Consider the following 24,020-nt stretch of genomic DNA (forward strand, 5'->3'; position numbering starts at 1 on the left):
CGTGCAGGGGCTGATGGCTATCAGCCTAGGCCGGTCGGGGGCGGCGGTCCTGTCGGCCGGGTCCTAACCTCCGTACGCTCCCGAGGCCGTCAGACGCAGGGCCGTGTCGATGAGCGGGACGTGGCTGAACGCCTGCGGGAAGTTGCCGACCTGACGCTGCAGCCGCGGGTCCCACTCCTCGGCGAGCAGGCCCAGGTCGTTGCGCAGCGCCAGGAGCTTCTCGAACAGGGTGCGGGCCTCGTCGACCCGGCCGATCATCGCGAGGTCGTCCGCCATCCAGAACGAACAGGCGAGGAACGCGCCCTCGTCGCCGGGCAGTCCGTCGACGCCCTCGTCCTCGCCGTCCGTCGGGTAGCGCAGGATGAAGCCGTCCGTCGTCGACAGCTCCCGCTGGATCGCCTCGATCGTGCCGATGACGCGCTTGTCGTCCGGCGGCAGGAAGCCCATCTGCGGGATCAGCAGCAGCGATGCGTCGAGCTCCTTGCTGCCGTAGGACTGGGTGAAGGTGTTGCGCTCCTTGTCGTAACCCTTCTCGCACACGTCCCGGTGGATGTCGTCGCGCAGGTCGCGCCACTTCTCCAGCGGGCCGTCCGCGTCCCCGGACTCGATGAGCTTGATCGTGCGGTCCACCGCGACCCAGGCCATCACCTTCGAGTGCACGAAGTGCCGGCGCGGGCCGCGCACCTCCCAGATGCCCTCGTCCGGCTCGTCCCAGTGGTCCTCCAGGTACCGGATGAGCTTCAGCTGGAGGATCGACGCGTAGTCGTTGCGGGCCAGGCCCGTCATGTGCGCCAGGTGCAGTGCCTCGGTGACCTCGCCGTAGACGTCGAGCTGGAGCTGGTGCGCCGCCCCGTTGCCGACGCGGACCGGCGCCGAGTTCTCGTACCCCGGGAGCCAGTCCAGCTCCGCCTCGCCGAGCTCGCGCTCGCCCGCGATGCCGTACATGATCTGCAGGTTCTCCGGGTCGCCGGCCACCGCCCGCAGCAACCACTCGCGCCAGGCTCGGGCCTCCTCGCGGTAGCCGGTGCGCAGCAGCGAGGACAGGGTGATCGCCGCGTCCCGCAGCCAGGTGTAGCGGTAGTCCCAGTTCCGTACGCCGCCGATCTCCTCCGGCAGCGAGGTGGTGGGGGCCGCCACGATGCCGCCCGTCGGCGCGTACGTGAGCGCCTTCAGCGTGATCAGCGAGCGGACCACGGCCTCGCGGTAGGGCCCGTGGTACGTGCAGTGCTCGACCCACTCGCGCCAGAACTCCAGCGTCGCGTCCAGGGCGCCGTCCGGGTCCGGCAGGGCCGGCTGCTCCTTGTGCGAGGGCTGCCACTGGACGGTGAAGGCGAACTTCTCGCCGGGGGAGACGGTGAAGTCGGAGTACGTCGTCAGGTCCTTGCCGTACGTGTCCGCGTCCGTGTCCAGCCACACCGAGTCCGGGCCCGCCACGGCGACCGTGCGCCCGTCCACCTTGTGCACCCAGGGCACGATCCGCCCGTAGGAGAAGCGCATCCGCAGCGCCGAGCGCATCGGGACGCGCCCGCTCAGGCCCTCCACGATCCGGGTCAGCTGGGGTGCGCCGTCGCGCGGCGGCATGAAGTCGGTCACGCGGACCGTGCCGCGCGGGGTGTCCCACTCGGAGACGAGGACCAGCGAGTCGCCGCGGTACTCGCGCCGCGTCGCCGCCGGTGGTCGGCCGCCGGCCGCGTAGGCGGGACCCAGCCGCCAGAAGCCGTGGTCCTCGGTGCCGAGCAGCCCGGCGAAAATGGCGTGCGAGTCGAAGCGGGGCAGGCACAGCCAGTCGACCGTGCCGTCCCGGCAGACCAGGGCGGCGGTCTGCATGTCTCCGATGAGTGCGTAATCCTCGATGCGCCCGGCCACGTGCAACTCCAGTCGAACGGCCACGTACGCCCCCGGAAGGTCAGGGGGCTGGGGTCAGGGGGGAAGGGCCGACGGACAGATGCTGGATACGTCCCGACACGTCGACCTGTATACGGCTGTACGGCGATTTTGGCGTGTTACGGCGTTGTCAAACGAACTGACGGACCGGTGTTCCGGGAGGGCCAGCCGAGTGTCCGAGCAGGATACGACGCACGTACCCGCTCTGCGTGCCGCTCACGGCAACACCCATGGGCCGAACGAGTGACCGCAGGGTGACGAGGCCGTGTACCCCGCCGATACCCCGTCCATGCGGTGGCCACGCGTGTGCGGAGCGTGGCCGGAAGCGGTCTCGTCCGGTCGCTGATACCCTGGTAGCCCGTGAGCCGGTGGTCATCGAACCCCCGAACCGCAGCGACGGCGCCTCCCCCGGAAGACCTGGTGAGGAAGCCGGTACGCAGTCCAGACCGCGACCACGGGAGCCCCCCTTTGGCCATGACGCCCAAATCAACGACGACCAAGCACATCTTCGTCACCGGGGGTGTCGCCTCCTCCCTCGGCAAGGGCCTCACCGCCTCCAGCCTCGGGATGCTGCTCAAGGCACGGGGCCTCCGCGTCGTCATGCAGAAGCTCGACCCGTACCTGAACGTCGACCCGGGCACGATGAACCCCTTCCAGCACGGTGAGGTGTTCGTCACCAACGACGGCGCCGAGACCGACCTGGACATCGGCCACTACGAGCGCTTCCTCGACCGCGACCTCGACGGCTCGGCCAACGTGACGACCGGCCAGGTCTACTCGCAGGTCATCGCCAAGGAGCGGCGCGGCGAGTACCTCGGCGACACCGTCCAGGTCATCCCGCACATCACGAACGAGATCAAGCACCGCATCCGCCGCATGGCGACGGACGAGGTCGACGTCGTGATCACCGAGGTCGGCGGCACCGTCGGCGACATCGAGTCGCTGCCGTTCCTGGAGACCGTCCGCCAGGTCCGCCACGAGGTCGGCCGCGACAACGTGTTCGTGGTCCACATCTCGCTGCTGCCCTACATCGGCCCCTCCGGCGAGCTCAAGACCAAGCCGACCCAGCACTCGGTCGCCGCCCTGCGCAACATCGGTATCCAGCCGGACGCCATCGTGCTGCGCTGCGACCGCGAGGTCCCCACCGCCATCAAGCGCAAGATCTCGCTGATGTGCGACGTCGACGAGGCCGCCGTCGTGGCCTGCCCCGACGCCCGCTCGATCTACGACATCCCGAAGGTCGTGCACGCCGAGGGTCTCGACGCGTACGTCGTGCGCAAGCTCGACCTGCCGTTCCGCGACGTGGACTGGACGACCTGGGACGACCTGCTCGACCGCGTCCACAACCCCGACCACGAGATCGTCATGGCCCTGGTCGGCAAGTACATCGACCTGCCCGACGCCTACCTGTCGGTGACCGAGGCGCTGCGCGCCGGCGGCTTCGCCAACAAGGCCCGCGTCAAGATCAAGTGGGTCACCTCGGACGACTGCAAGACCCCGGCCGGCGCCAAGAAGCAGCTCGGCGACGTCGACGCGATCTGCATCCCCGGCGGCTTCGGCGACCGCGGTGTCTCCGGCAAGGTCGGCGCGATCCAGTTCGCCCGCGAGAACAAGATCCCGCTGCTCGGCCTCTGCCTGGGCCTGCAGTGCACCGTGATCGAGGCCGCGCGCAACCTGGCCGACATCCCGGACGCCAACTCCACCGAGTTCGACGCCGCGACCGCCCACCCGGTCATCTCCACCATGGCCGAGCAGCTCGACATCGTCGCCGGTGAGGGCGACATGGGCGGCACCATGCGGCTCGGCATGTACCCGGCCAAGCTCGCCGAGGGCTCCATCGTGCGCGAGGTGTACGACGGCAAGGAGTACGTCGAGGAGCGCCACCGTCACCGCTACGAGGTGAACAACGCGTACCGCGCCGAGCTCGAGAAGAAGGCCGGTCTGCAGTTCTCCGGCCTCTCCCCGGACGGCAAGCTCGTCGAGTACGTCGAGTACCCGCGCGACGTCCACCCCTACCTGGTCGCCACCCAGGCGCACCCGGAGCTGCGCTCGCGTCCGACGCGTCCGCACCCGCTCTTCGCCGGTCTGGTGAAGGCCGCGGTCGAGCGCAAGGTCGCGGCCGCCGCCGCTGCCACGGGGGCCAAGAAGGCCAAGTAAGGCCCGTACGCCGAGCGATGTACGGTTACCGGGGTGCGTGCCGAATGCGGCACGTGCCCCGGTTTCTTTGTGTGGCAAGCGCTTCGCGCGGCAAGTGGGAGGAACGTTCGGCATGACGACGATCAGGGACACCGCCGAGCAGTGGGAGGTCCGGGCGACCGCGACCCCCTTCGTCGGGAACAAGACCTCCGTGCGGACGGACGAGGTCGTCATGCCCGACGGCGAGGTCGTCCACCGCGACTACCAGGTCCACCCCGGCTCCGTCGCCGTGCTCGCCCTCGACGACCAGGACCGGGTGCTGATCCTCAAGCAGTACCGCCACCCCGTGCACATGAAGCTCTGGGAGATCCCGGCCGGACTGCTCGACATCCCCGGTGAGAACCCGCTGCACGCCGCCCAGCGCGAGCTCTACGAGGAGGCGCACGTCAAGGCGGAGGACTGGCGCGTCCTGACCGACGTCTACACGACGCCGGGCGGCTGCTCCGAGGCCGTGCGCATCTTCCTCGCGCGGGATCTGGCCGAGGCGGAGGGGGAGCGGTTCGAGGTCGAGCACGAGGAGGCCGACATGGAGTTGGCCCGGGTGCCGCTCGGTGACCTGGTCTCCGGGGTGCTCGCCGGTGACCTGCACAACAACTGCCTGGTCGTGGGCGTGCTCTCGCTCGTCGCAGCGCGTTCTGTCGAGGGCGGGATCGATGGGCTGAGGCCGGCCGAGGCGCCCTGGCCTGCGCGTCCGTTCGAGGCCTGATCGGTTTCGTCGGCGGGTGCGGGTGCGGTGGGGGCTGGTCGCGCAGTTCCCCGCGCCCCTGGAAGGCATGCGGCTTCGCCGCGCCTTCCCCCGATGAAAGGCGCCCGGCGCCTTTCATCGGAGAGATGCGGCGCGAAGCGCATGCATCTCAGGGGCGCGGGGAACTGCGCGACCAGCCCCCACCGGCCCGCAGCCCGCGACGAATCCCCGCCCGGTCCCACAATCCGCTGATCCGATCAGGGGACTTGTGCGCGCCGCCCGCCCAGGGCACCCGCACCCCCTGAACTAGGCTCGGGATCGCCCCTGCCGACCCCCGGAGGGGATGGGTGAGACGGAGCGTGGCCCGTGACGGATCAGGCGGTCGAGTCGGACGACGTGACGGCGGTCGGGAAGTCGTCCGGACCCGCACCCCGCAGCTCCCGCAAACCCCGGCCCCGTACGCAGGCGAACCGTCAGTTCCTGGGCCGCCGCCGGGAGTTGGCCGAACTCAGGTCCGACATCGAACGGGCCGGACTCGACACCCTGTCCGGCCGCAAGGCCCCCCGCGCCCGCGTCCTGCTCATCGCCGGCCGCCCCGGCACCGGCCGCACCGCACTGGCCGGGGAACTGCTGCGCGAGGTCGCCGAGCGGTACCCGGACGGGGCACTGCGGGTCCGGCTGAGCGGCGCCGACGGCACCCCCGTTCCCACCGAACGCGTGGCCCGTGAGCTGCTCGACGCGCTCGAACTGCCCGCGCCGCCCGGCGAGTCGGCCGACGACCTCACGGAACGGCTGCGCGAGGGGCTCGCCCTGCGCCGCGTCGTCCTGTTCCTCGACGACGCCCAGGACGCCGAACAGGTCGACCAGCTGCTGCCCGACACCCCCGACTGTCTGGTCGTCGCCGTCGCCGAAGGCCCCCTCACCGGCATCCCCGACGTACGGCCCTGCACCCTCGGCGGACTCGACACCAAGTCCGCGCTCGAACTGCTCACCCGCCACACCGGCTCCGTCCGCATCACCTGCGACCCGCGCTCGGCCGAGTCCCTGGTCGAACTGTGCGGGGCCGAGCCGGCCGCGCTCGAACTCGCCGGCGGCTGGCTCGCCGTACGCCCCAAGGAGTCGGTCGCCGACCTGGCCAAGCAGCTGCACGCCCAGGACGGGGAGGGCACCGCGCTCGCCCGGGTCTTCCGGCACTCGTACGCCACGCTGCCCGGGCCCGCCGCCCGGATACTGCGCTATCTGTCGCTGGCCCCCGACGGCTACGTGGACCCGCACACGGCGTCCGCGCTGGCCGGCTGCTCCGTGTCCGCCGCGCAGACCACCCTCGACGACTTCGTGACCCTCGGCCTGGTCCGCGCCGTGCCCTCCGAGCTGCCCCAGTACGAGGTGCCGGGCTGCCTGGTGCCGCTGCTGCGCGGGCTCACCGAGACCCAGGACCGGCCCGGCGAGGTGCAGCTGGCCCGCGCCCGCATGCTGGAGCGCACCGTACGGCTGCTCACCTCCTGCCGCGCCGTCACCGAGCCCGACGGGTCCCCGGCCCGCAAGAAGCTGGCCGGGCTGCCCAGCGCCCTGCGGTTCGCGGACCCCGCGGCCGCCGCCGAGTGGCTGCGCGTCCGGCAGCCCGCGCTGCTCGCCGCGGCCCGCCTGGCCGTCGCGGACGGCGAGCTCGACACCCTGGCCCGGCGGCTGATGTCGGCGCTGGCCCGGGCCCTGGTCGCCCACCGCGGCACCGAGGCGGCGGCCCCCGAGCTGTACGGGATCCACCGCATGGTGCTGGACGTCGCCGAGCGCCGTGACCTGCCCCGCGAGAAGGCCGCGGCGCTGCTGAACCTCGCCGACGTGGACGCGCAGACCGGCCGGACCCGGGACGCCCTCGCCCGCTACCGGGCCGCGCTGGACGCCGGACGTGAGGCCCGGGACCCGTACGCGACCGGCCGCGCGATGGAATCCGTAGGCGGCGCGCACCAGGAGCTGGGGGACTGGCAGCGGGCCGCCGACTGGTACGGGCGGGCCCTCGCGCAGCGGCTCGCGCGCGGGGAGCGGGCCGACGCCGCGCGGTTGCACGGCCGGATCGCCGCCGTGCACACCTACGCGGGCCGGTACGGGGAGGCGCTGCGCAGCTGGCGCTCGGCGGTGGCCGGGTACCGCAAGCAGGGCGATGTGCCCGCGCAGGCGCGGGCGTTGAGCGAGCTGGCGCGGGTGCAGGAGTATGCGGGGCGGCCCGAGGAGTCGCTGCGCACCTGCCAGGAGGCGGTCGAATGGGCACGTCAGGCCAAGGACGTCCGGCTGCAGGCCGCGCTCCAGCTGCGGCTGGCCGACACCCTCGAACGACTGGGCGACCCCGCGGCGGCCAAGCTGCACCGGGGCGCGGCCGAGCGCATGCTGGGGGAGGAGCTCACTCCGGAGGTAAAACCTTCGAAGGAGGCCGCGAACGCCTACGAAATCCGTAGTGCATCGTCTGAAGATTGATGCAACGAAAGGCTAGACAGCAAGAAAACCTTCATTAGACTGGCTCCACTGCGGTGATTCCGCGGTCTCTCCTGGTGTGTCCCCCGGCACACTGGTATGTAGTGCATTGCCCGAGAAATCCCCTGAGCCAAGGACCGTGATCGACGATGAAGGTCGGCATCCCCCGCGAGGTCAAGAACAACGAGTTCCGGGTGGCCATCACCCCCGCCGGCGTGCATGAGCTCGTGCGCCACGGCCACCAGGTCTTCATCGAGCAGAACGCCGGTGTCGGCTCCTCGATCACGGACGACGAGTACGTCTCGGCCGGAGCGCAGATCCTCGGCACCGCCGACGAGGTCTGGGCCACCGCCGACCTGCTCCTGAAGGTCAAGGAGCCGATCGCGGAGGAGTACCACCGCCTCCGCAAGGACCAGACCCTCTTCACCTACCTGCACCTGGCCGCCTCCAAGGAGTGCACGGACGCGCTCCTCGAGTCCGGCACCACCGCCATCGCGTACGAGACGGTCGAGACCGCGAACCGCGCGCTCCCGCTGCTCGCCCCGATGTCCGAGGTCGCGGGCCGTCTGGCCCCGCAGGTCGGCGCCTACCACCTGATGCGCTCGGTCGGCGGCCGCGGCGTGCTCCCCGGCGGCGTCCCCGGCACCCACGCCGGCAAGGCCGTCGTCATCGGCGGCGGCGTCTCCGGCTGGAACGCCACGCAGATCGCCGTCGGCATGGGCTTCCACGTGACCCTGCTCGACAAGGACATCAACAAGCTCCGCGAGGCCGACAAGATCTTCGGCACCAAGGTGCAGACGATCGTCTCCAACGCCTACGAGCTGGAGAAGGCCGTCGTCGAGGCCGACCTCGTCATCGGCGCCGTCCTCATCCCGGGCGCCAAGGCCCCGAAGCTGGTCACCAACGAGCTCGTCGCCAAGATGAAGCCCGGAAGTGTCCTTGTCGACATCGCGATCGACCAGGGCGGCTGCTTCGAGGACTCGCACCCGACCACGCACGCCGAGCCGACCTTCCAGGTCCACAACTCGGTCTTCTACTGCGTCGCCAACATGCCGGGCGCCGTGCCCAACACGTCGACGTACGCGCTGACGAACGCCACGCTGCCCTACATCGTGTCGCTGGCCAACAACGGCTGGGTCGAGGCCCTGCGCCGTGACCCCGCGCTCGCCCTGGGCCTCAACACCCATGACGGCAAGGTGGTTTACAAGGAGGTCGCCGAGGCGCACGGTCTCGAGCACCTCGAGCTCGAGACGCTCCTCGGCTGACGTCAACCGAAGTCGTCAATCTCACGCCCACGGCCGGACCTCGTCAGAGGTCCGGCCGTACGCGCATGGGTCAGGACATGGTCAACTCGCCTTGAAGGTAACCCTTTAACCGATTCGCTCCCTCGCGAAACGTGGCGAAGAACCCCCGTACGCCCTTGACATGAGGGTGTTCCATTACCGACACATCGTGCCGGGTCCGGTGGATTGTGTTGCTGCGGAGCGGTGACACGCCATAGAGTCGCCAACCGTCGGCATGGTGCCACGCTGACCTATCGATAAATGTTCCTGGTCACGTCCAAGGAGGTAAGACGACTTGTGAATGAGTCGACATTTACTCCCGGAGGTGGCCGGCCGGGCGGGCAGGGACCCGCGGGGCTTCAGGCTGTCGGCTCCGTCGCTGTACGCACCTTCGCGGCCCACCAGAGCGGCTACCGGAGCAGCCCCCCGCAGACGCCGACGCAGACAGCACACCAGAGCATGGATGGCCATCACGTGAACGCCATGGCCGGCGACCGAAGCGGCGACACACACAGCCACTTCGCCGACTACGACGAACTGCCCGAGGGGCACTTCTACGACCCCGACGCCGAGTACGAGCCCGATCCCGAGTACGCGGCCACGCTCGCCCCGGACGCTGCCCGTCAGCGCCGCGAGCGCGTCGGCCCGACCGGGCGCCCGCTCCCGTACTTCCCGATCCCAGGACCGCTGACCGACCACGGCCCGGCGAAGATCATCGCGATGTGCAACCAGAAGGGCGGCGTCGGCAAGACCACGTCGACCATCAACCTGGGTGCCGCGCTCGCCGAGTACGGACGCCGGGTGCTGCTCGTCGACTTCGACCCGCAGGGTGCCCTGTCGGTCGGCCTCGGCGTCAACCCGATGGAGCTCGACCTCACCGTCTACAACCTGCTCATGGAGCGGGGCATGTCGGCCGACGAGGTCCTCCTGAAGACCGCGGTCCCGAACATGGACCTGCTGCCGAGCAACATCGACCTCTCGGCCGCCGAGGTCCAGTTGGTGAGCGAGGTGGCGCGCGAGTCCACGCTGCAGCGCGCCCTGAAGCCGCTGATGTCCGACTACGACTACATCGTGATCGACTGTCAGCCCTCGCTCGGCCTGCTCACCGTGAACGCGCTGACGGCCGCTCACAAGGTGATCGTGCCGCTGGAGTGCGAGTTCTTCGCGCTGCGCGGTGTGGCCCTGCTGACCGAGACGATCGAGAAGGTCCAGGAGCGGCTCAACCCCGACCTGGAGCTCGACGGCATCCTCGCCACGATGTACGACTCGCGGACCGTGCACAGCCGTGAGGTCCTCGCGCGCGTGGTCGAGGCGTTCGACGATCACGTCTACCACACGGTCATCGGCCGCACGGTGCGCTTCCCGGAGACCACGGTCGCCGGCGAGCCCATCACCACGTACGCCTCGAACTCGGTCGGTGCCGCCGCCTACCGTCAGCTCGCCAGGGAGGTGCTCGCCCGGTGTCACGCCGAGTGAGTCTGCCGGGGGCCGACGAACTGTTCCGTACGACCGGGGGCATGGCACTGCAGGCGTCGTCGCCGAGGCGCACGGCGAACGCGAACGGTGAACCCCGGGTGCCGAGTCCGGCGGGCGAGAGCGACGAGGCGGCGTCCTCGTCCCCGGCGGCCAAGGAGGACGGGGCGGACCCGTCGTCCGAGGGCGCCGAGCACGCCGCCGCCGAGGCGGAGTCCGACTCCGGCTCGCGCAGCCGCGGCGCGGCGGGCGAGGGCGCGGCCGCGTCCGACCGGCGTCCGTCGGGGAGCGCGCAGGAAGGTTCTGGCAGTGGCCGCGGCGCGGCTGCCGGGGCCCGGCGCCGCTCCCGTGCCGCCAATCGCCGGCCCAGCGGCCGCGAGCGGCACGACGAGAAGATCACCGTCTACGTCTCCGCCGAGGAGCTGATGGACCTCGAGCACGCGCGCCTCGTGCTGCGCGGTGAGCACGGGCTCGCCGTCGACCGGGGCCGCATCGTGCGCGAGGCCGTCGCCGTCGTCCTGGCCGACCTGGAGTCCCGCGGGGACGCGAGCATTCTCGTACGCCGGCTGCGCGGGCGGTAGCGGTAGCCTCCGGCCTTGATGCCTGAGAACGATCCGAGCCCCGCCCCGCCCGAGCGCCCGCCCCGACGCGCGCTGGGCCGCGGCGCGGCGGCGGCTCCACCGCGAGAGCCGGAACCCGCACCTGAGCCGGTGGCCGAGGAGCCCGCCCCCGAGCCTGAGGTGGTCGCGGAGCCGGATGTCGCGGAAGTGGTGGCCGAGGAGCCCGCGTCCGAGCCCGAGCCCGAGGCCGGTGCGGACGACGGGAAGTTCACCGTCCGGCTGGCGAACTTCGAGGGCCCCTTCGACCTGCTGCTGCAGCTGATCGCCAAGCACAAGCTCGATGTCACCGAGGTCGCGCTGTCCAAGGTGACCGACGAGTTCATGGCGCACATCCGCGCCATGGGGCCGGACTGGGACCTGGACCAGACGACCGAGTTCCTGGTCGTCGCCGCGACCCTGCTGGATCTGAAGGCGGCGCGGCTGCTCCCCACCGCCGAGGTCGAGGACGAGGGCGATCTCGCGCTGCTGGAGGCGCGGGACCTGCTGTTCGCCCGGCTGCTCCAGTACCGCGCGTACAAGCGGATCGCCGACATCTTCAGCGCCCGCTTCGAGGACGAGGCGCGGCGCCACCCGCGCACGGTGGGCCTGGAGCCGCACCACGCCGAGCTGCTGCCCGACGTCGTCATCAGCATCGGCCCGGAGGGCTTCGCGAAGCTCGCCGTGAAGGCGATGCAGCCGAAGCCCGAGCCGCAGGTCTACGTGGACCACATCCACGCCCCGCTGGTCAGCGTGCAGGAGCAGGCCGGGGTGGTGGTGGCGCGGCTGCGCGAGCTCGGCGAGGCCAGCTTCCAGGACCTCGTGGCCGACACCGACGACACGCTCACGGTCGTGGCCCGCTTCCTCGCCCTGCTGGAGCTGTACCGGGAGAAGGCGGTCGCCCTGGACCAGGAGGCCGCGCTCGGCGAGCTCCTGGTGCGCTGGACCGGCGGCGCGGACGGGGCCCCGCCCGTCGTGACGGACGAGTTCGACCGGGCGCCGGAAAGCCCGGAGGAACCACGCAGAGAGCAGCAGGAGGAGGCCGTATGAGTGCCGTACCCGACGACGGCGTGGCCGGGCTCGACCTCAAGCCCGCCCTGGAGGCCGTCCTCATGGTCGTCGACGAGCCCGCCACCGAGAAGCACCTGGCGAAGATTCTCCAGCGGCCCGAGCGGGCCGTCGCGGACGCCCTGCGCGCGCTGGCCGACGAGTACACCGTCCAGGGCCGCGGCTTCGAGCTGCGCTCCGTGGCCGGCGGCTGGCGCTTCTACACCCGGCCGGAGTACGCGGCCGCCGTCGAGGGATTCGTGCTCGACGGGCAGGTCGCGCGGCTGACCCAGGCCGCCCTGGAGACGCTCGCGGTCGTCGCGTACCGCCAGCCCGTGAGCCGTTCGCGGGTCTCCGCCGTGCGCGGGGTGAACTGTGACGGGGTGATGCGGACCCTGCTCCAGCGCGGTCTCGTCGAGGAGGCGGGCGCGGAACCTGAAACAGGTGCGATCCTGTACAGGACGACGAACTACTTCCTGGAGCGGATGGGCCTGCGCGGCCTGGACGAGCTCCCGGAGCTCGCGCCCTTCCTCCCCGAGGCGGACGCGATCGAGGCGGACACGCTGGAAGGGGTCCCGTCGTTCGACCCGGACGCACCCGATGCGCCGGGGTACGAGGACGCAGACGACTAGACGGAAATTTGATGCGAAGCAGCAGCGGCAGGAACAGCAGCGGAAACAACGGCGGGAGCCGTGGTGGCAACAGCGGCGGCCGCGGCGGGAGCAGCGGTGGCCGCGGTAACTACCGTGGCGCCGGGAACAACCGCGATGACAAGCAGGGCGGCGCCGGCCGCCCGAAGAAGCCGCGTCCCGAGGAGCGGCGTTACGACGTAGGCCCCGGCGGCACCCAGGACGGCCCGAAGTCGGGCCGCGGCGCGTCCGCGCGCGGCGGCGCCAAGGGTGGCCCCAAGCGCGGCCAGCAGCCCTCCACGGGCCGTGGCCGCTGGGTCCCGGCGACCTCGCGCGAGTACGAGGCGCGGGCCGAGGAGCGCAACCGCGAGCGGTACGCGGGCAAGCCGAAGGTGAACCTGCCCAAGACCTTCCCCGGCGCCGAGCAGGAGGGCGAGCGGCTGCAGAAGGTCCTCGCCCGCGCCGGCTACGGCTCGCGGCGTGCCTGTGAGGAGCTCGTCGAGCAGGCCCGTGTCGAGGTCAACGGCGAGATCGTGCTCGAGCAGGGCATGCGCGTCGACACCGAGAAGGACGAGATCAAGGTCGACGGGCTGACCGTCGCCACGCAGTCGTACCAGTTCTTCGCGCTCAACAAGCCGGCCGGTGTCGTCTCCACGATGGAGGACAACGAGGGCCGGCAGTGCCTCGGGGACTACACGAACAACCGTGAGACGCGGCTGTTCCACGTCGGGCGGCTCGACACCGAGACCGAGGGCGTCATCCTGCTCACCAACCACGGCGAGCTGGCGCACAGGCTGACCCACCCGAAGTACGGCGTGAAGAAGGTCTACCTCGCGCACATCGTCGGCCCGATCCCGCGCGACCTGGGCAAGCAGCTCAAGGACGGCATCCAGCTGGAGGACGGGTACGCCAAGGCGGACCACTTCCGCGTCGTGGAGCAGACCGGCAAGAACTACCTGGTCGAGGTGACCCTGCACGAGGGCCGCAAGCACATCGTGCGCCGCATGCTGGCCGAGGCCGGGTTCCCGGTCGACAAGCTGGTGCGGGTGGCCTTCGGGCCGATCACCCTCGGCGACCAGAAGTCCGGCTGGCTGCGCCGCCTGTCGAACACGGAGGTCGGCATGCTGATGAAGGAAGTCGACCTGTAGACCCGCAGGGCTTGTGAGCGGCGACCCTCTCCCTTTAGGGTCAGGTAGACCAATAACGGGAGGGGGTCGCCGCATGCCCGGCACCGACACACCGGCCGCACCCAGCGCACCGGCCCACGCCACACCGGCGTACGACAAGCACGCCTACGAGCCCTTCGCCGTCACCGTCGATCTGGCCGTCTTCACCATCCGCTCCGGCACCCTGCACATCCTGCTCGTCGAGCGCGGCCAGGAGCCCTACGCCGGACGCTGGGCCCTGCCCGGCGGCTTCCTGCGGCCCGACGAGTCCGCCGAGGCCGCCGCCCGGCGCGAGCTCGCCGAGGAGACCGGGCTCGACGACGTGGCCGGCCTGCACCTGGAACAGCTGCGCACCTACAGCGACCCGCGGCGCGACCCCAGGATGCGGGTCGTCTCCGTCGCCTTCGCCGCGCTCGTCCCCGACGCCCCGCAGGCGCACGGCGGCGGCGACGCGGCCCGCGCCGCCTGGATCCCGTACGGCGGCGAGGACACCGGAGCCCACGGGCCCCTCGCCTTCGACCACGACCGGATCCTCGCGGACGCCCACGAGCGGATCGGCGGCAAGCTCGAGTACACCTGCCTCGCCACCGCGTTCTGCCCGCCCGAGTTCACCCTCGGCGAGCTCCGCCACGTCTACGAGGTCGTCTGGGGCACCGAGCTCGACCCCGCGAACTTCCGGCGCAAGGTACTCGCGACCCCCGGCTTCGTCGCCCAGATCCCCGGCGCCTCCCGGCTGACCGGCGGCCGCGGCAAGCCCGCAGCCCTCTACCGCGGCGGCGGCGCCGACTCGCTCCACCCACCGCTGCTGCGCCCCGCACCCGAGCCCGCTCCCACGGAGGGAACCCGCCGATGACCGCCCCGACCAAGAACACCGCCACCGGTTCTCTCGTCGGCCTCGCCCTCGGGGACGCGCTCGGCTTCCCGACCGAGTTCAACGACGTCCCGTCGATCCTCGCCAAGCTCGGCCCCTGGCGGGACATGGACCTGCCCCGGCCGCTGGCCCACATCACCGACGACACCCAGATGGCACTCGCCGTCGCCCGCGCCCTGCGCACCGGCATGGGGCGCGGCACCCTCGGCCCGAAGCGGTTCGAGCGGCCGCTGCGCGAGGAGTTCGTCGACTGGTACCACTCGCCCGACAACAACCGCGCGCCCGGCAACACCTGCCTCACCGCCTGCCGCCTCCTCGACAGCGACCGCCGCTGGCAGCAGGCCACCCAGATCCACTCCAAGGGCTGCGGCGCCAACATGCGGGTCACCCCTCTCGGCCTCGTCCCAGGCCTGAGCGACGCGCAGCGCTCCGGCGCCGCCCAGCTGCAGGCCGCGCTCACCCACGGCCACCCCACCGCCCTCGCCGCGAGCGACCTCACCGCGCGGGCCGTCCAGCTCCTCGCCGAAGGCGTCGACCCCGCCGGACTCGTCGGACAGCTGCGCTCCCACGCCCTGCGCAGCCGCACCGTCTACCGCGAGGACTGGCTCGGCGACCTGTGGCGCGGCTCCCAGGACCCGGACCCCGAGCACTTCGTCACCCGCGGCTGGGACGAGTGCCTCGCCGTGCTCGAGAAGCTCGAAGCCGCCCTGCGCGACCCCAACCCCGAGATCGACCCCTGCCTCGTCACCGGCGCCGGCTGGATCGCCGAAGAGGCCCTCGCCACCGCCCTGTTCTGCTTCCTGCTCTTCGTCGACGAGCCCGTCCTCGCCCTGCGCCGGGCCGCCTGCACCTCCGGCGACTCCGACTCGATCGCGGCCCTGACCGGCGCCTTCGCGGGCGCCCACCTCGGCACCGACGCCTGGCCCGAGGACTGGGTCGAGCGCGTCGAGCACCGCGAAGAACTCCTCGCGATCGGCGCCGCCTGGGACGGAGGCACCCTGTGACCGCCCTGACCGACGCGACCGCCCTCGCCGACGCCGGACTGCCCATGGGCGCCGACCTCGGCGCGATCGTCGCCGACCAGACGGACCCGCTGCTCTTCGCGACCGTCTCCGGCGCCCACCTGTACGGCTTCCCGTCCCAGGACTCCGACGTCGACCTGCGCGGGGTCCACCTGCTGCCGCCGCGGGCGCTCGTAGGACTGCGCGAACCGGACGAGACCCGCTCACGGATGTGGGACAAGGACGGCGTCGAGATGGACCTCGTCACCCACGACCTGCGCAAGTTCGTCCGCCTGATGCTGCGCCGCAACGGCTACGTCCTGGAGCAGCTGCTCTCGCCGCTCGTCGTGCACACGAGCCCGGCGCACGCCGAACTCGTCGCGCTCGCGCCCGGCGTCCTCACCCGGCACCACGCCCACCACTACCGCGGCTTCGCCGGCACCCAGTGGCGGCTCTACGACAGGACGCGCGAACTCAAGCCGCTGCTCTACACCTTCCGCGTCCTGCTCACCGGCATCCACCTCATGCGCACCGGCCGCGTCGAGGCCCATCTGCCCACCCTGCTCGACGCCGTCGACGCCCCCGGCTACCTGCCCGGGCTGATCGAGGCGAAGGCCGCCGCCGAGCACGGCGGCACCGACCTCCCCCACGAGCGGGCCGCCGCCGACGTCGAGACGCTGCACGCGGAGCTCGACGCGGCGCAGGCCGCGAGCACGCTGCCGGACGAGCCGGGCGCGTACGACGCGCTCGACGACCTGATCGTCCGGGTACGGCTAGCGGGCCTCCAGGGCTGAGGCCCGCCGGGTCCGGACGAGGAAGTCCTCGACCCGGGCCCGGTCCGGCTCGGCCGGAAGGGGAGTGCGCTCCGCGGCCTGCTCGGCCTGGGCCGCGAGAGCCGCCATCCGGCGCTCGACCTCCGGCCACGGCACCTCGCCGCGCTTCACCGCGAGCAGTTCCTCCCGCTGCCCGCTCACGTCGATCATCAGCTCCCCGGTGCGCAGCAGATCCCGGCAGGAGGTCAGCAGGCGCAGCAGGTGCATGGCGTGCTTCCAGCGCGGGGCGCCGTGCGTGCGCACGTCCGCCTCCAGCTTCTTGCGCTGGCCGAGCGCGTAGCGGGCGAACGTGTCGTGCGCCTGCCGGGACAGGAAGGCGTCGCGCAGGCCGAGCAGTTCACGCCCCGTGTCCGTGATCCGCTCCACGATCGGCGAGTGCAGACACTCCAGCACGTTCGGGTTCGCCCGCAGCGCCAGCGAGCAGAACCGCTCCAGCTCCCACGAGAACTGCTCCTCGGCCGGCCCGTCCACATGCGTCGGCGGCTTCTCGAAGCGCCAGAACAGCGGCGTCGGCGCCAGGAACACGCCCCGCCGGTCCGTGTCGCTGCCCTCCGTGGCCAGCCCGAAGGCGCGCGAACCCATCACGCACGCGTACACCGTGTGATCACGCACCAGCCGCTCCGGTTCCATGCCCGGAGCCTACGAGCGCCGGTCGCACCGAGTGGCGGCAGGGGGCGGCCCGGGTGACATTGAGGTGGTCGTGTGCGGCACACCGAAAGGCACAAGGTCATGGCAGGAATGGATCTGGGCGGTCTGCTCGGCGGTCTCCTCGGCGGAGGCGGCCGGAGCGCGGCGGGCGGCGGAGGAGGAGCCGGGGCCGATGTCCTCGGCTCGCTGCTGCAGAGCGTGCTCGCGGGCAGGGCCGGAGGCGGCGCGGCGGGCTCCGATCCGCTGGGCGGCCTCATGGACATGATCACGAAGTCGGGCCTCGGCGACCAGCGGCAGCTCGACTCCTGGATCGGCACCGGCGACAACCAGCCGCTCACCCCCGAGCAGGTCAAGCAGGCCGTCCCCGACGACACCCTCGACAAGGTCGCCGCCGAGGCGGGCGTGAGCCGCGACGAGGCCGCCCAGCAGGTGGCCCGGCAGCTCCCGCAGGTCGTCGACCGGCTCACCCCCGACGGCCAGGTGCCCTCCGGCGCCTCCCTGGAGGACCTCGTCAGGGAACAGCGCCTCTGATCCCCGTACCCGCACCCCCGCACGCGCGGCGGCCGTCTCGACAGACGGGCGCCGCGCGTCCGCTCGCACCGGCGCGATTACGCTGGGCGATGGCAGAACGTACGCGGGATCAAGGAGTGACACGGTGGCGGTACGAGCGGTCCGGGGCGCGGTCCAACTCGAACGGGACGACGCCGGGCACATGGAGGAGCAGGTCAGCGAGCTGCTCACCGCCGTCCTCGAGCGGAACGGACTGACCGGGGACGACCTGATCTCCATCTGGTTCACCGCCACCCCCGACCTGCACTCCGCCTTCCCCGCGGCCGCAGCGCGCGGCCTCGGCATCGTGGACGTCCCGCTGATCTGCGCCCAGGAACTCGACATCGCCGGCGCCATGCCGCGCGTCGTCCGCCTCCTCGCGCACGTCGACACCGAGCTGCCCAAGTCCGAGGTCGCGCACGTCTACCTCGGCGCCGCGGCCGCCCTGCGCAAGGACATCGCCCAGTGAGAACCGCACTCGTCATCGGCACCGGCCTCATCGGCACCTCCGCCGCCCTGGCGCTCGCCTCGCGCGGCGTCACCGTGCACCTGGAGGACCACGACCCCGGCCAGGCCCGCACCGCCGCCGCCCTCGGCGCCGGCAGCGCCGAGGCCCCCGAGGGCGTCGTCGACCTGTGCGTCGTCGCCGTGCCGCCCGCGCACGTCGCGCAGCAGCTCGCCGACGCCATGCGCCGCGGCGTCGCCCGCGGCTACCTCGACGTCGCCAGCGTCAAGGGCGGCCCGCGCCGCGACCTGGAGTCCCTCGGCCTCGACCTCACCGCCTACATCGGCACGCACCCCATGAGCGGCCGCGAGCGCAGCGGCCCGCTCGCGGCGACCGCCGACCTCTTCGAGGGCCGGCCCTGGGTGCTCACCCCGACCCGGGACACCGACACCGAGGTCCTCAACCTCGCCCTGGAACTGGTCGCCCTGTGCCGGGCCGTGCCCGTCGTCATGGACGCCGACGCCCACGACCGGGCCGTCGCCCTCGTCTCGCACATGCCGCACCTCGTCTCCGGCATGGTCGCCGCCCGCCTGGAGAACGCGGAGGAGGCCGCCGTCCGCCTCTGCGGCCAGGGCATCCGCGACGTGACCCGCATCGCCGCCTCCGACCCGCGCATGTGGATCGACATCCTCTCCGCCAACCCGGGCCCCGTCGCCGACCTGCTCACCGACCTCTCCGCCGACCTCGACGAGACCGTACGGGCCCTGCGCGCCCTGCAGTCCTCCGACGACGACAAGCGCCGCGAGGGCGCCGACGGAGTCGAGACGATGCTGCGCAAGGGCAACGCGGGCCAGGCCCGGGTCCCCGGCAAGCACGGCGCCGCCCCCGCCGCGTACGAGGCCGTCGCCGTCCTGATCTCCGACCAGCCGGGTGAGCTCGCTCGCATCTTCGCGGACGCCGGCGCCGTCGGGATCAACATCGAGGACGTGCGGATCGAGCACGCGACCGGGCAGCAGGCCGGCTTCATCCAGCTCATGGTGCAGCCCGCGGCCGCGCCCAAGCTCGCCGCCGCGCTCCGCGAGCGCGGCTGGGCCATGCGGCAGTGAGAGGCGGCCGTCAGAGGTGCCAGTAAGAGTCGCTTCTCAGAGCCAGTAACCTTGTGCGGGGCGTGTCCGCGCCCCGTCCGCATGCCCCCGTGCACTGAGAAAGGTGTCCGTCACCCATGGAAACCCCGGCAGCCGTGATCGTCGCCATCGACGGACCCTCCGGCACGGGCAAGTCGAGCACCTCGAAGGCCGTCGCCGCCCAGCTCGGACTGAGCTACCTGGACACCGGCGCCCAGTACCGGGCGATCACCTGGTGGATGGTGAACAACGGCATCGACCTGTCCGACGCGTCCGCCATCGCCGCGGTGGCGGGCAAGGCCGACATCGTCTCCGGCACCGACCCGTCCGGCCCCACCATCACGGTGGACGGCACCGACGTGGCCGGTCCCATCCGCACGACCGAGGTCACCTCCCAGGTCAGCGCCGTCAGCGCCGTCCCCGAGGTGCGGGCCCGGATCACCGAGCTGCAGCGCTCCATCGCCGCCTCGGCCGAGAAGGGCATCGTCGTCGAGGGCCGCGACATCGGTACGACGGTGCTGCCCGACGCCGACCTCAAGATCTTCCTGACCGCCTCGCCCGAGGCCCGCGCCGCCCGCCGCTCCGGCGAGCTCAAGGGCTCCGACGTCAAGGCGACGCAGGAGGCCCTCGTGGCGCGCGACAAGGCCGACTCCAGCCGCAAGACGTCGCCGCTCGCCAAGGCGGGCGACGCCGTCGAGGTCGACACCACCGACCTCACGCTGCAGCAGGTCATCGAGTGCGTCGTCACGCTGGTCGAGGAGAAGCGGGCCTCCCGGTGAGCGACGCTCCCTCCGAGCGCGGCGCCGAGGTCGGACGGCGCATCGGCGTCGGTCTGATGTACGGGCTGTGGAAGCCGCGCGTGCTGGGATCCTGGCGGGTCCCCGCGAGCGGCCCGGTGATCCTCGCCGTGAACCACGCCCACAACATCGACGGGCCCATGGTCATGGGCGTCGCCCCGCGGCCGGCGCACTTCCTGATCAAGCAGGAGGCGTTCGTCGGACCACTCGGCCGCTTCCTCGACGGGATCGGCCAGGTGAAGGTGGACCGGACCGGCACGGACCGTACCGCCGTCACCCGCGCCCTCGACGTGCTGAGGAACGACGGCGTCCTCGGGATCTTCCCCGAGGGCACCCGCGGCGAGGGCGACTTCGCCTCGCTGCGGGCCGGGCTCGCGTACTTCGCGGTGCGCTCCGGCGCGCCGATCGTCCCGGTCGCGGTGCTGGGAAGCACGGACCGGCCCGGACGGTTGATAAAGGGGCTGCCCCCGCTGCGCAGCCGGGTCGACGTCGTCTTCGGCGACCCCTTCGAGGCGGGCGACGGCAGCGGCCGCCGCACGCGCAAGGCGCTGGACGAGGCGACCGTGCGCATCCAGGACCGGCTCACCGCCCACCTGGAGAACGCCAGGCGCCTGACCGGGCGCTGAGCGAGACTTTCAGTAGTGCGCGCGCCCCGAACGGGTGCGGGCACCGATCACCACGATGAACGACGAGGTACGGACTTCATGAACGACCAGATCCAGCCCGAGGGCGGCGCGGAGCACGATCACGGCGCGCTCGGCGACGCTGAGTACGCCCGGTTCATGGAGCTCGCGGCCGAGGAGGGCTTCGACCTCGAGGACGTCGAGGGCGCGATCGAGGAGGCGGGCCACGGCCCGCTGCCCGTCCTCGCCGTCGTCGGCCGGCCCAACGTCGGCAAGTCGACCCTGGTAAACCGCATCATCGGCCGCCGCGAGGCCGTCGTCGAGGACAAGCCGGGCGTCACCCGCGACCGCGTCACGTACGAGGCCGAGTGGGCGGGCCGCCGCTTCAAGGTCGTCGACACCGGCGGCTGGGAGCAGGACGTCCTCGGCATCGACGCCTCGGTCGCCGCGCAGGCCGAGTACGCGATCGAGACCGCCGACGCCGTCGTCTTCGTCGTCGACTCCAAGGTCGGCGTCACCGACACCGACGAGGCCGTCGTCCGCCTCCTGCGCAAGGCCAAGAAGCCCGTCGTGCTGTGCGCCAACAAGGTCGACGGCCCCAGCGGCGAGGCCGACGCCACCGCCCTGTGGTCCCTCGGCATCGGCGAGCCGCACCCCGTCTCCTCGCTGCACGGCCGCGGCACCGGCGACATGCTCGACGCCGTCCTGGAGGCGCTGCCCGAGGCGCCCGCGCAGACCTTCGGCGCCGCCGGCGTCGGCGGCCCGCGCCGCATCGCCCTGATCGGCCGCCCGAACGTCGGCAAGTCCTCGCTCCTGAACAAGGTCGCGAACGAGGAGCGCGTCGTCGTCAACGAGTTGGCGGGCACCACCCGTGACCCGGTCGACGAGCTCATCGAACTCGGCGGAGTCACCTGGAAGTTCGTCGACACGGCGGGCATCCGCAAGCGCGTCCACCTCCAGCAGGGCGCCGACTACTACGCCTCGCTGCGCACCGCCGCCGCCGTCGAGAAGGCGGAGGTCGCGGTCATCCTGATCGACGCGTCCGAGTCCATCTCCATCCAGGACCAGCGGATCGTGACGATGGCCGTCGAGGCCGGCCGCGCGGTCGTCGTCGCCTTCAACAAGTGGGACACCCTCGACGAGGAGCGCCGCTACTACCTGGAGCGCGAGATCGAGACCGAGCTGGGCCAGATCGCCTGGGCCCCGCGGGTCAACGTGTCGGCGCGGACCGGCCGCCACATGGAGAAGCTCGTCCCGGCGATCGAGACGGCGCTGGCCGGCTGGGAGACCCGCGTCCCCACGGGCCGGCTCAACGCCTTCCTCGGCGAGCTCGTCGCCTCCCACCCGCACCCGGTGCGCGGCGGCAAGCAGCCCCGCATCCTGTTCGGCACGCAGGCCGGCACCAAGCCGCCGCGGTTCGTGCTGTTCGCCTCCGGCTTCATCGAGGCGGGCTACCGGCGCTTCGTGGAGCGGCGTCTGCGCGAGGAGTTCGGGTTCGAGGGGACGCCGATCCACATTTCCGTGCGGGTGCGGGAGAAGCGCGGCAAGAAGAAGTAAGCGCGCGAGCTAGCGGCGCGCCGGGGACCTCAGTGGTGCTCGCGGCGCGGAGCGGGCGGCAGGGCGGCCGGGAGCGATGCTCCCGGACCGGCGTGCCGCCCGCTGCTCGTCTGCCACAACTGCGGCGGCGTGTGGTGCCGCGAGCCGTACAGGCCCGCCCCGAACGAGGTGAACCCCAGCTCCTCCTCGCCGCTGCGATCGCCCGGCAGGGCCCGGAAGGAGCGGCGGTACTCCGCGTACAGCGCGTCGTAGATCGGGGTGGCCGAGCGGCCGCCCGCCGGGGGCTGCGAGGGCCGCATCGACGGGATCGGCGTCGGGTACGGCTGACGCCGCGGGGCTGAGGTGAGGTCGTATGGGTGCACATACGTGCAAACGACCCGGACCCCCCGTCGGATGCGCCCTTGGCCTCGGCTTTTGCGGGGCGTCAGGGGCGTGACCGGCGGATTCGGCGGGGCCCGGGTCGGGCGTCGGTCCTACGAGACCCACGCGTACTGCGCGTCGTCCTGTACTGCGTGTCGTCCTGCGGGGAGTGCGCGGCCGGTCGGCTCAGGTGCCCGCGAGCGGCATCGCGGCGGCGACCAGCCGGCCGTTCGCCGCGGCCTTGTCGAGCGCGTCGCGCAGCAGGTCCTCGCGCGGCTGGCGGCCGATCGAGCCGACCGGGGCGGCGAAGACGAGCACGGTCTGCGTCTTGTTCGCCGCGGCCCGCCAGCCCTCCGTCACCACGAGCGGCTGGTGCGCCTGCCACCAGGCGACCTGAGCGGGCGCGCCGCCGGTGCCGGGCTGCAGGACCGCGTGCAGCTGGCCCATGGCGAGCAGCACCGACCAGCCGGGCAGCGAGCGCGGCGCCTGCGCCAGCTCCGGCACCGGCATGAAGCCCTGCTCGATCAGGAGCGGCAGGAAGTCGTCGCCGCCGGACTGCACGCCCGGACGGGAGATCGGGCCGGTCGGCTCGACGACGAGCGCGGGGTGCAGATCGCCGTTGATCAGGATCAGGCCGCTGGTCACGCCGAGCACGGCCTGCGCGGGCGGCGCCTCGGCCGACGGGGCCGCCGCGTCCGCGCCGGGCGCGCCGAGCGACTGGACGGCGCCCTGCAACTGGTCCTCGTTGACCTGGACGACCTGCGAGGGCAGGCAGGCGGCGTGGGCGAAGGCGAGCACGGCGGTCTCGTCGCCGACGAACAGGACGGTGCTGGTCCGTTCCTGTTCCGTGTCGCCCGGGGTGCGGCAGGACGTGCAGTCGTAGCTGCCCGGGGCGTTGTCCCCGGCGAGCAGCCGGTCGGCTTCTTCGTCGCCGATCTCGGCGCGTACGTCGTCACTGACGTCGAGCAAGCGCGGCACGGGTGGCTCCTCAGGATCGGTCTCGCTGTGAGTGCTGATGAAGGGACAACGGGTGACCGGCCGCCTGGGTCACGCATCCCGCACAAAAGCGCAGGTGCGCCGACCGGGTGGGGCCGCGCCGGGCGCGGCGCGGCACGACCGCGCCCGGCGGGGCGCTGCGTAGCGTGACGCGATGCATCTGATCCCCGTGACGCCCGCCGCGCGGCGCTGTGCGGCGGCCCTGCTGGGCGCGCTGCTTCCCCTGGGACTGACCCTGGACCTCGCGCGGGCCGCGGCCGTCCCGCCGCCCGCCCCGGGGCCCGGCGGGCTCAGCGCACCCCGCGTCTGCACCAAGGGAACGTGGCCGTGGGACTGCGTCGCCGAGTGCGAGAGCAGCGGCCGCTGGAACGCCAACACCGGCAACTCGTACTACGGCGGGCTGCAGTTCTGGCAGGCGACCTGGAAGGAGTTCGGCGGCCTCAAGTACGCGCCGCGCGCCGACCTCGCCACCCGCGAGGAGCAGATCAAGGTCGCCGAGGACGTGGTCCGCGTGCAGGGCTGGGGCGCCTGGCCGGTCTGCGCGAAGCGGTACGGGCTCAGCGGGCGGGCCCATTTCGTGCAGCCCGGCGACACCCTGGCCGCCGTCGCCGCCCGCTTCAAGGTCGCGGGCGGCTGGGAGGCCCTGTACCGGGCCAACACCAAGACGATCGGCCCCGACCCGAACCGCCTCACCGTCGGCATGATGCTGAAGCTGCCGTAGCCGTCCCGGGGGCCGCCGTGGGGGCCGCGCGCCGTCGTGGCCGGCCGCGCCCCGCGGCGACGTCGCTGAA

At 72.2% G+C, this 24,020-nt stretch carries 23 protein-coding genes; 19 read left to right on the top strand and 4 right to left on the bottom strand.

From position 1 onward, the window contains the following. Positions 1–63: 63 nt before the first annotated feature. The gene (locus IAG42_RS27985; protein ID WP_188341648.1) at positions 64–1,866 is read right to left on the bottom strand and encodes a glycoside hydrolase family 15 protein; all 1,803 of its coding nucleotides are present in this window, start codon (positions 1,864–1,866) and stop codon (positions 64–66) included. 492 nt (positions 1,867–2,358) lie between these two features. Between IAG42_RS27985 and IAG42_RS27990 the strand changes: the two genes are divergently transcribed. From IAG42_RS27990 to IAG42_RS28045, 12 genes are all read left to right on the top strand, one after another. Continuing rightward, positions 2,359–4,041 carry a CTP synthase gene (locus IAG42_RS27990; RefSeq protein ID WP_188339726.1) on the top strand — a complete coding sequence of 561 codons (1,683 nt, stop codon included), beginning with the start codon at positions 2,359–2,361 and terminating at the stop codon, positions 4,039–4,041. A gap of 112 nt (positions 4,042–4,153) precedes the next feature. Further along, positions 4,154–4,786, top strand: coding sequence for an NUDIX domain-containing protein (locus tag IAG42_RS27995; RefSeq protein ID WP_188339727.1), 633 nt, complete (start codon positions 4,154–4,156; stop codon positions 4,784–4,786). A gap of 477 nt (positions 4,787–5,263) precedes the next feature. Continuing rightward, a complete protein-coding gene (locus tag IAG42_RS28000; RefSeq protein WP_223206447.1) occupies positions 5,264–7,234 on the top strand; it encodes a tetratricopeptide repeat protein in 1,971 nt (656 codons plus the stop codon). Positions 7,235–7,380: 146 nt separating this feature from the next. Further along, complete coding sequence (gene ald, locus IAG42_RS28005; protein WP_188339729.1) at positions 7,381–8,496, top strand: alanine dehydrogenase; 1,116 nt, start codon at positions 7,381–7,383, stop codon at positions 8,494–8,496. Positions 8,497–8,811: 315 nt separating this feature from the next. Next, a complete protein-coding gene (locus tag IAG42_RS28010) occupies positions 8,812–9,990 on the top strand; it encodes a ParA family protein (RefSeq protein WP_188339730.1) in 1,179 nt (392 codons plus the stop codon). Beyond that, positions 9,975–10,568 (top strand): hypothetical protein, encoded by a 594-nt coding sequence (locus IAG42_RS28015; RefSeq protein WP_188339731.1) that lies wholly within the window; start codon positions 9,975–9,977, stop codon positions 10,566–10,568. Before IAG42_RS28010 ends, IAG42_RS28015 begins: the two co-directional genes overlap by 16 nt. An 18-nt stretch (positions 10,569–10,586) precedes the next feature. Beyond that, entirely contained in the window at positions 10,587–11,633 is a 1,047-nt protein-coding gene (locus IAG42_RS28020) for a segregation and condensation protein A (RefSeq protein ID WP_188339732.1), read from the top strand. Further along, entirely contained in the window at positions 11,630–12,262 is a 633-nt protein-coding gene (gene scpB / locus IAG42_RS28025; protein WP_188339733.1) for an SMC-Scp complex subunit ScpB, read from the top strand. Before IAG42_RS28020 ends, scpB begins: the two co-directional genes overlap by 4 nt. Positions 12,263–12,273: 11 nt before the next feature. Beyond that, the gene (locus IAG42_RS28030) at positions 12,274–13,407 is read left to right on the top strand and encodes a pseudouridine synthase (RefSeq protein WP_188339734.1); all 1,134 of its coding nucleotides are present in this window, start codon (positions 12,274–12,276) and stop codon (positions 13,405–13,407) included. 73 nt (positions 13,408–13,480) lie between these two features. Further along, positions 13,481–14,278 (top strand): NUDIX hydrolase, encoded by a 798-nt coding sequence (locus tag IAG42_RS28035; RefSeq protein WP_188339735.1) that lies wholly within the window; start codon positions 13,481–13,483, stop codon positions 14,276–14,278. Further along, a complete protein-coding gene (locus IAG42_RS28040) occupies positions 14,275–15,300 on the top strand; it encodes an ADP-ribosylglycohydrolase family protein (protein ID WP_188339736.1) in 1,026 nt (341 codons plus the stop codon). Before IAG42_RS28035 ends, IAG42_RS28040 begins: the two co-directional genes overlap by 4 nt. A 44-nt stretch (positions 15,301–15,344) precedes the next feature. Beyond that, the gene (locus IAG42_RS28045) at positions 15,345–16,091 is read left to right on the top strand and encodes a nucleotidyltransferase domain-containing protein (protein WP_188341649.1); all 747 of its coding nucleotides are present in this window, start codon (positions 15,345–15,347) and stop codon (positions 16,089–16,091) included. On the opposite strand, the gene IAG42_RS28050 is transcribed toward IAG42_RS28045, so the two are convergent. Beyond that, positions 16,071–16,760 (bottom strand): nucleotidyltransferase domain-containing protein, encoded by a 690-nt coding sequence (locus tag IAG42_RS28050; protein WP_188339737.1) that lies wholly within the window; start codon positions 16,758–16,760, stop codon positions 16,071–16,073. The genes IAG42_RS28045 and IAG42_RS28050 overlap by 21 nt on opposite strands. A 99-nt stretch (positions 16,761–16,859) precedes the next feature. Between IAG42_RS28050 and IAG42_RS28055 the strand changes: the two genes are divergently transcribed. From IAG42_RS28055 to der, 6 genes are all read left to right on the top strand, one after another. Next, complete coding sequence (locus IAG42_RS28055) at positions 16,860–17,309, top strand: YidB family protein (RefSeq protein ID WP_188339738.1); 450 nt, start codon at positions 16,860–16,862, stop codon at positions 17,307–17,309. Positions 17,310–17,433: 124 nt separating this feature from the next. After that, positions 17,434–17,796 carry a chorismate mutase gene (aroH, locus tag IAG42_RS28060; RefSeq protein ID WP_188339739.1) on the top strand — a complete coding sequence of 121 codons (363 nt, stop codon included), beginning with the start codon at positions 17,434–17,436 and terminating at the stop codon, positions 17,794–17,796. Further along, a complete protein-coding gene (locus IAG42_RS28065) occupies positions 17,793–18,878 on the top strand; it encodes a prephenate dehydrogenase (protein WP_188339740.1) in 1,086 nt (361 codons plus the stop codon). The genes aroH and IAG42_RS28065 overlap by 4 nt, the downstream gene beginning before the upstream one ends. A gap of 116 nt (positions 18,879–18,994) precedes the next feature. Further along, positions 18,995–19,675, top strand: a complete 681-nt coding sequence (cmk, locus tag IAG42_RS28070; RefSeq protein WP_188339741.1) for a (d)CMP kinase — start codon at positions 18,995–18,997, stop codon at positions 19,673–19,675. Continuing rightward, positions 19,672–20,319: a lysophospholipid acyltransferase family protein gene (locus tag IAG42_RS28075; RefSeq protein WP_188339742.1), complete on the top strand. Its 648-nt coding sequence runs from the start codon at positions 19,672–19,674 to the stop codon at positions 20,317–20,319. The genes cmk and IAG42_RS28075 overlap by 4 nt, the downstream gene beginning before the upstream one ends. Before the next feature lie 78 nt (positions 20,320–20,397). Continuing rightward, positions 20,398–21,873 (top strand): ribosome biogenesis GTPase Der, encoded by a 1,476-nt coding sequence (gene der / locus IAG42_RS28080; protein WP_188339743.1) that lies wholly within the window; start codon positions 20,398–20,400, stop codon positions 21,871–21,873. A gap of 29 nt (positions 21,874–21,902) precedes the next feature. Here der and IAG42_RS28085 read toward each other — a convergent pair whose 3' ends face one another. Next, positions 21,903–22,172, bottom strand: a complete 270-nt coding sequence (locus tag IAG42_RS28085; protein ID WP_188339744.1) for a hypothetical protein — start codon at positions 22,170–22,172, stop codon at positions 21,903–21,905. A 247-nt stretch (positions 22,173–22,419) separates the two neighbouring features. Continuing rightward, a complete protein-coding gene (locus IAG42_RS28090) occupies positions 22,420–23,211 on the bottom strand; it encodes a hypothetical protein (RefSeq protein ID WP_188339745.1) in 792 nt (263 codons plus the stop codon). Between the two features lie 172 nt (positions 23,212–23,383). Here IAG42_RS28090 and IAG42_RS28095 point away from each other — a divergent pair, with 172 nt between their 5' ends. Beyond that, positions 23,384–23,950, top strand: coding sequence for a LysM peptidoglycan-binding domain-containing protein (locus IAG42_RS28095; RefSeq protein ID WP_188339746.1), 567 nt, complete (start codon positions 23,384–23,386; stop codon positions 23,948–23,950). The last annotated feature ends 70 nt before the right edge of the window (positions 23,951–24,020 follow it).

This window comes from Streptomyces xanthii, assembly GCF_014621695.1.
GTDB lineage: Bacteria > Actinomycetota > Actinomycetes > Streptomycetales > Streptomycetaceae > Streptomyces > Streptomyces xanthii.

What these genes read in the sequence shown, in the direction of transcription:
- IAG42_RS28035 (WP_188339735.1), top strand. Translation starts at nt 13,481, where the DNA reads ATGCCCGGCACCGACACACCGGCCGCACCCAGCGCACCGGCCCACGCC.
- IAG42_RS28085 (WP_188339744.1), bottom strand. Translation starts at nt 22,172, where the DNA reads ATGCGGCCCTCGCAGCCCCCGGCGGGCGGCCGCTCGGCCACCCCGATC.
- IAG42_RS27990 (WP_188339726.1), top strand. Translation starts at nt 2,359, where the DNA reads ATGACGCCCAAATCAACGACGACCAAGCACATCTTCGTCACCGGGGGT.
- IAG42_RS28030 (WP_188339734.1), top strand. Translation starts at nt 12,274, where the DNA reads ATGCGAAGCAGCAGCGGCAGGAACAGCAGCGGAAACAACGGCGGGAGC.
- cmk (WP_188339741.1), top strand. Translation starts at nt 18,995, where the DNA reads ATGGAAACCCCGGCAGCCGTGATCGTCGCCATCGACGGACCCTCCGGC.
- IAG42_RS28095 (WP_188339746.1), top strand. Translation starts at nt 23,384, where the DNA reads ATGCATCTGATCCCCGTGACGCCCGCCGCGCGGCGCTGTGCGGCGGCC.
- der (WP_188339743.1), top strand. Translation starts at nt 20,398, where the DNA reads ATGAACGACCAGATCCAGCCCGAGGGCGGCGCGGAGCACGATCACGGC.
- ald (WP_188339729.1), top strand. Translation starts at nt 7,381, where the DNA reads ATGAAGGTCGGCATCCCCCGCGAGGTCAAGAACAACGAGTTCCGGGTG.
- scpB (WP_188339733.1), top strand. Translation starts at nt 11,630, where the DNA reads ATGAGTGCCGTACCCGACGACGGCGTGGCCGGGCTCGACCTCAAGCCC.
- IAG42_RS28040 (WP_188339736.1), top strand. Translation starts at nt 14,275, where the DNA reads ATGACCGCCCCGACCAAGAACACCGCCACCGGTTCTCTCGTCGGCCTC.
- IAG42_RS28020 (WP_188339732.1), top strand. Translation starts at nt 10,587, where the DNA reads ATGCCTGAGAACGATCCGAGCCCCGCCCCGCCCGAGCGCCCGCCCCGA.
- IAG42_RS27995 (WP_188339727.1), top strand. Translation starts at nt 4,154, where the DNA reads ATGACGACGATCAGGGACACCGCCGAGCAGTGGGAGGTCCGGGCGACC.
- IAG42_RS28055 (WP_188339738.1), top strand. Translation starts at nt 16,860, where the DNA reads ATGGCAGGAATGGATCTGGGCGGTCTGCTCGGCGGTCTCCTCGGCGGA.
- IAG42_RS28045 (WP_188341649.1), top strand. Translation starts at nt 15,345, where the DNA reads ATGGGCGCCGACCTCGGCGCGATCGTCGCCGACCAGACGGACCCGCTG.
- IAG42_RS28050 (WP_188339737.1), bottom strand. Translation starts at nt 16,760, where the DNA reads ATGGAACCGGAGCGGCTGGTGCGTGATCACACGGTGTACGCGTGCGTG.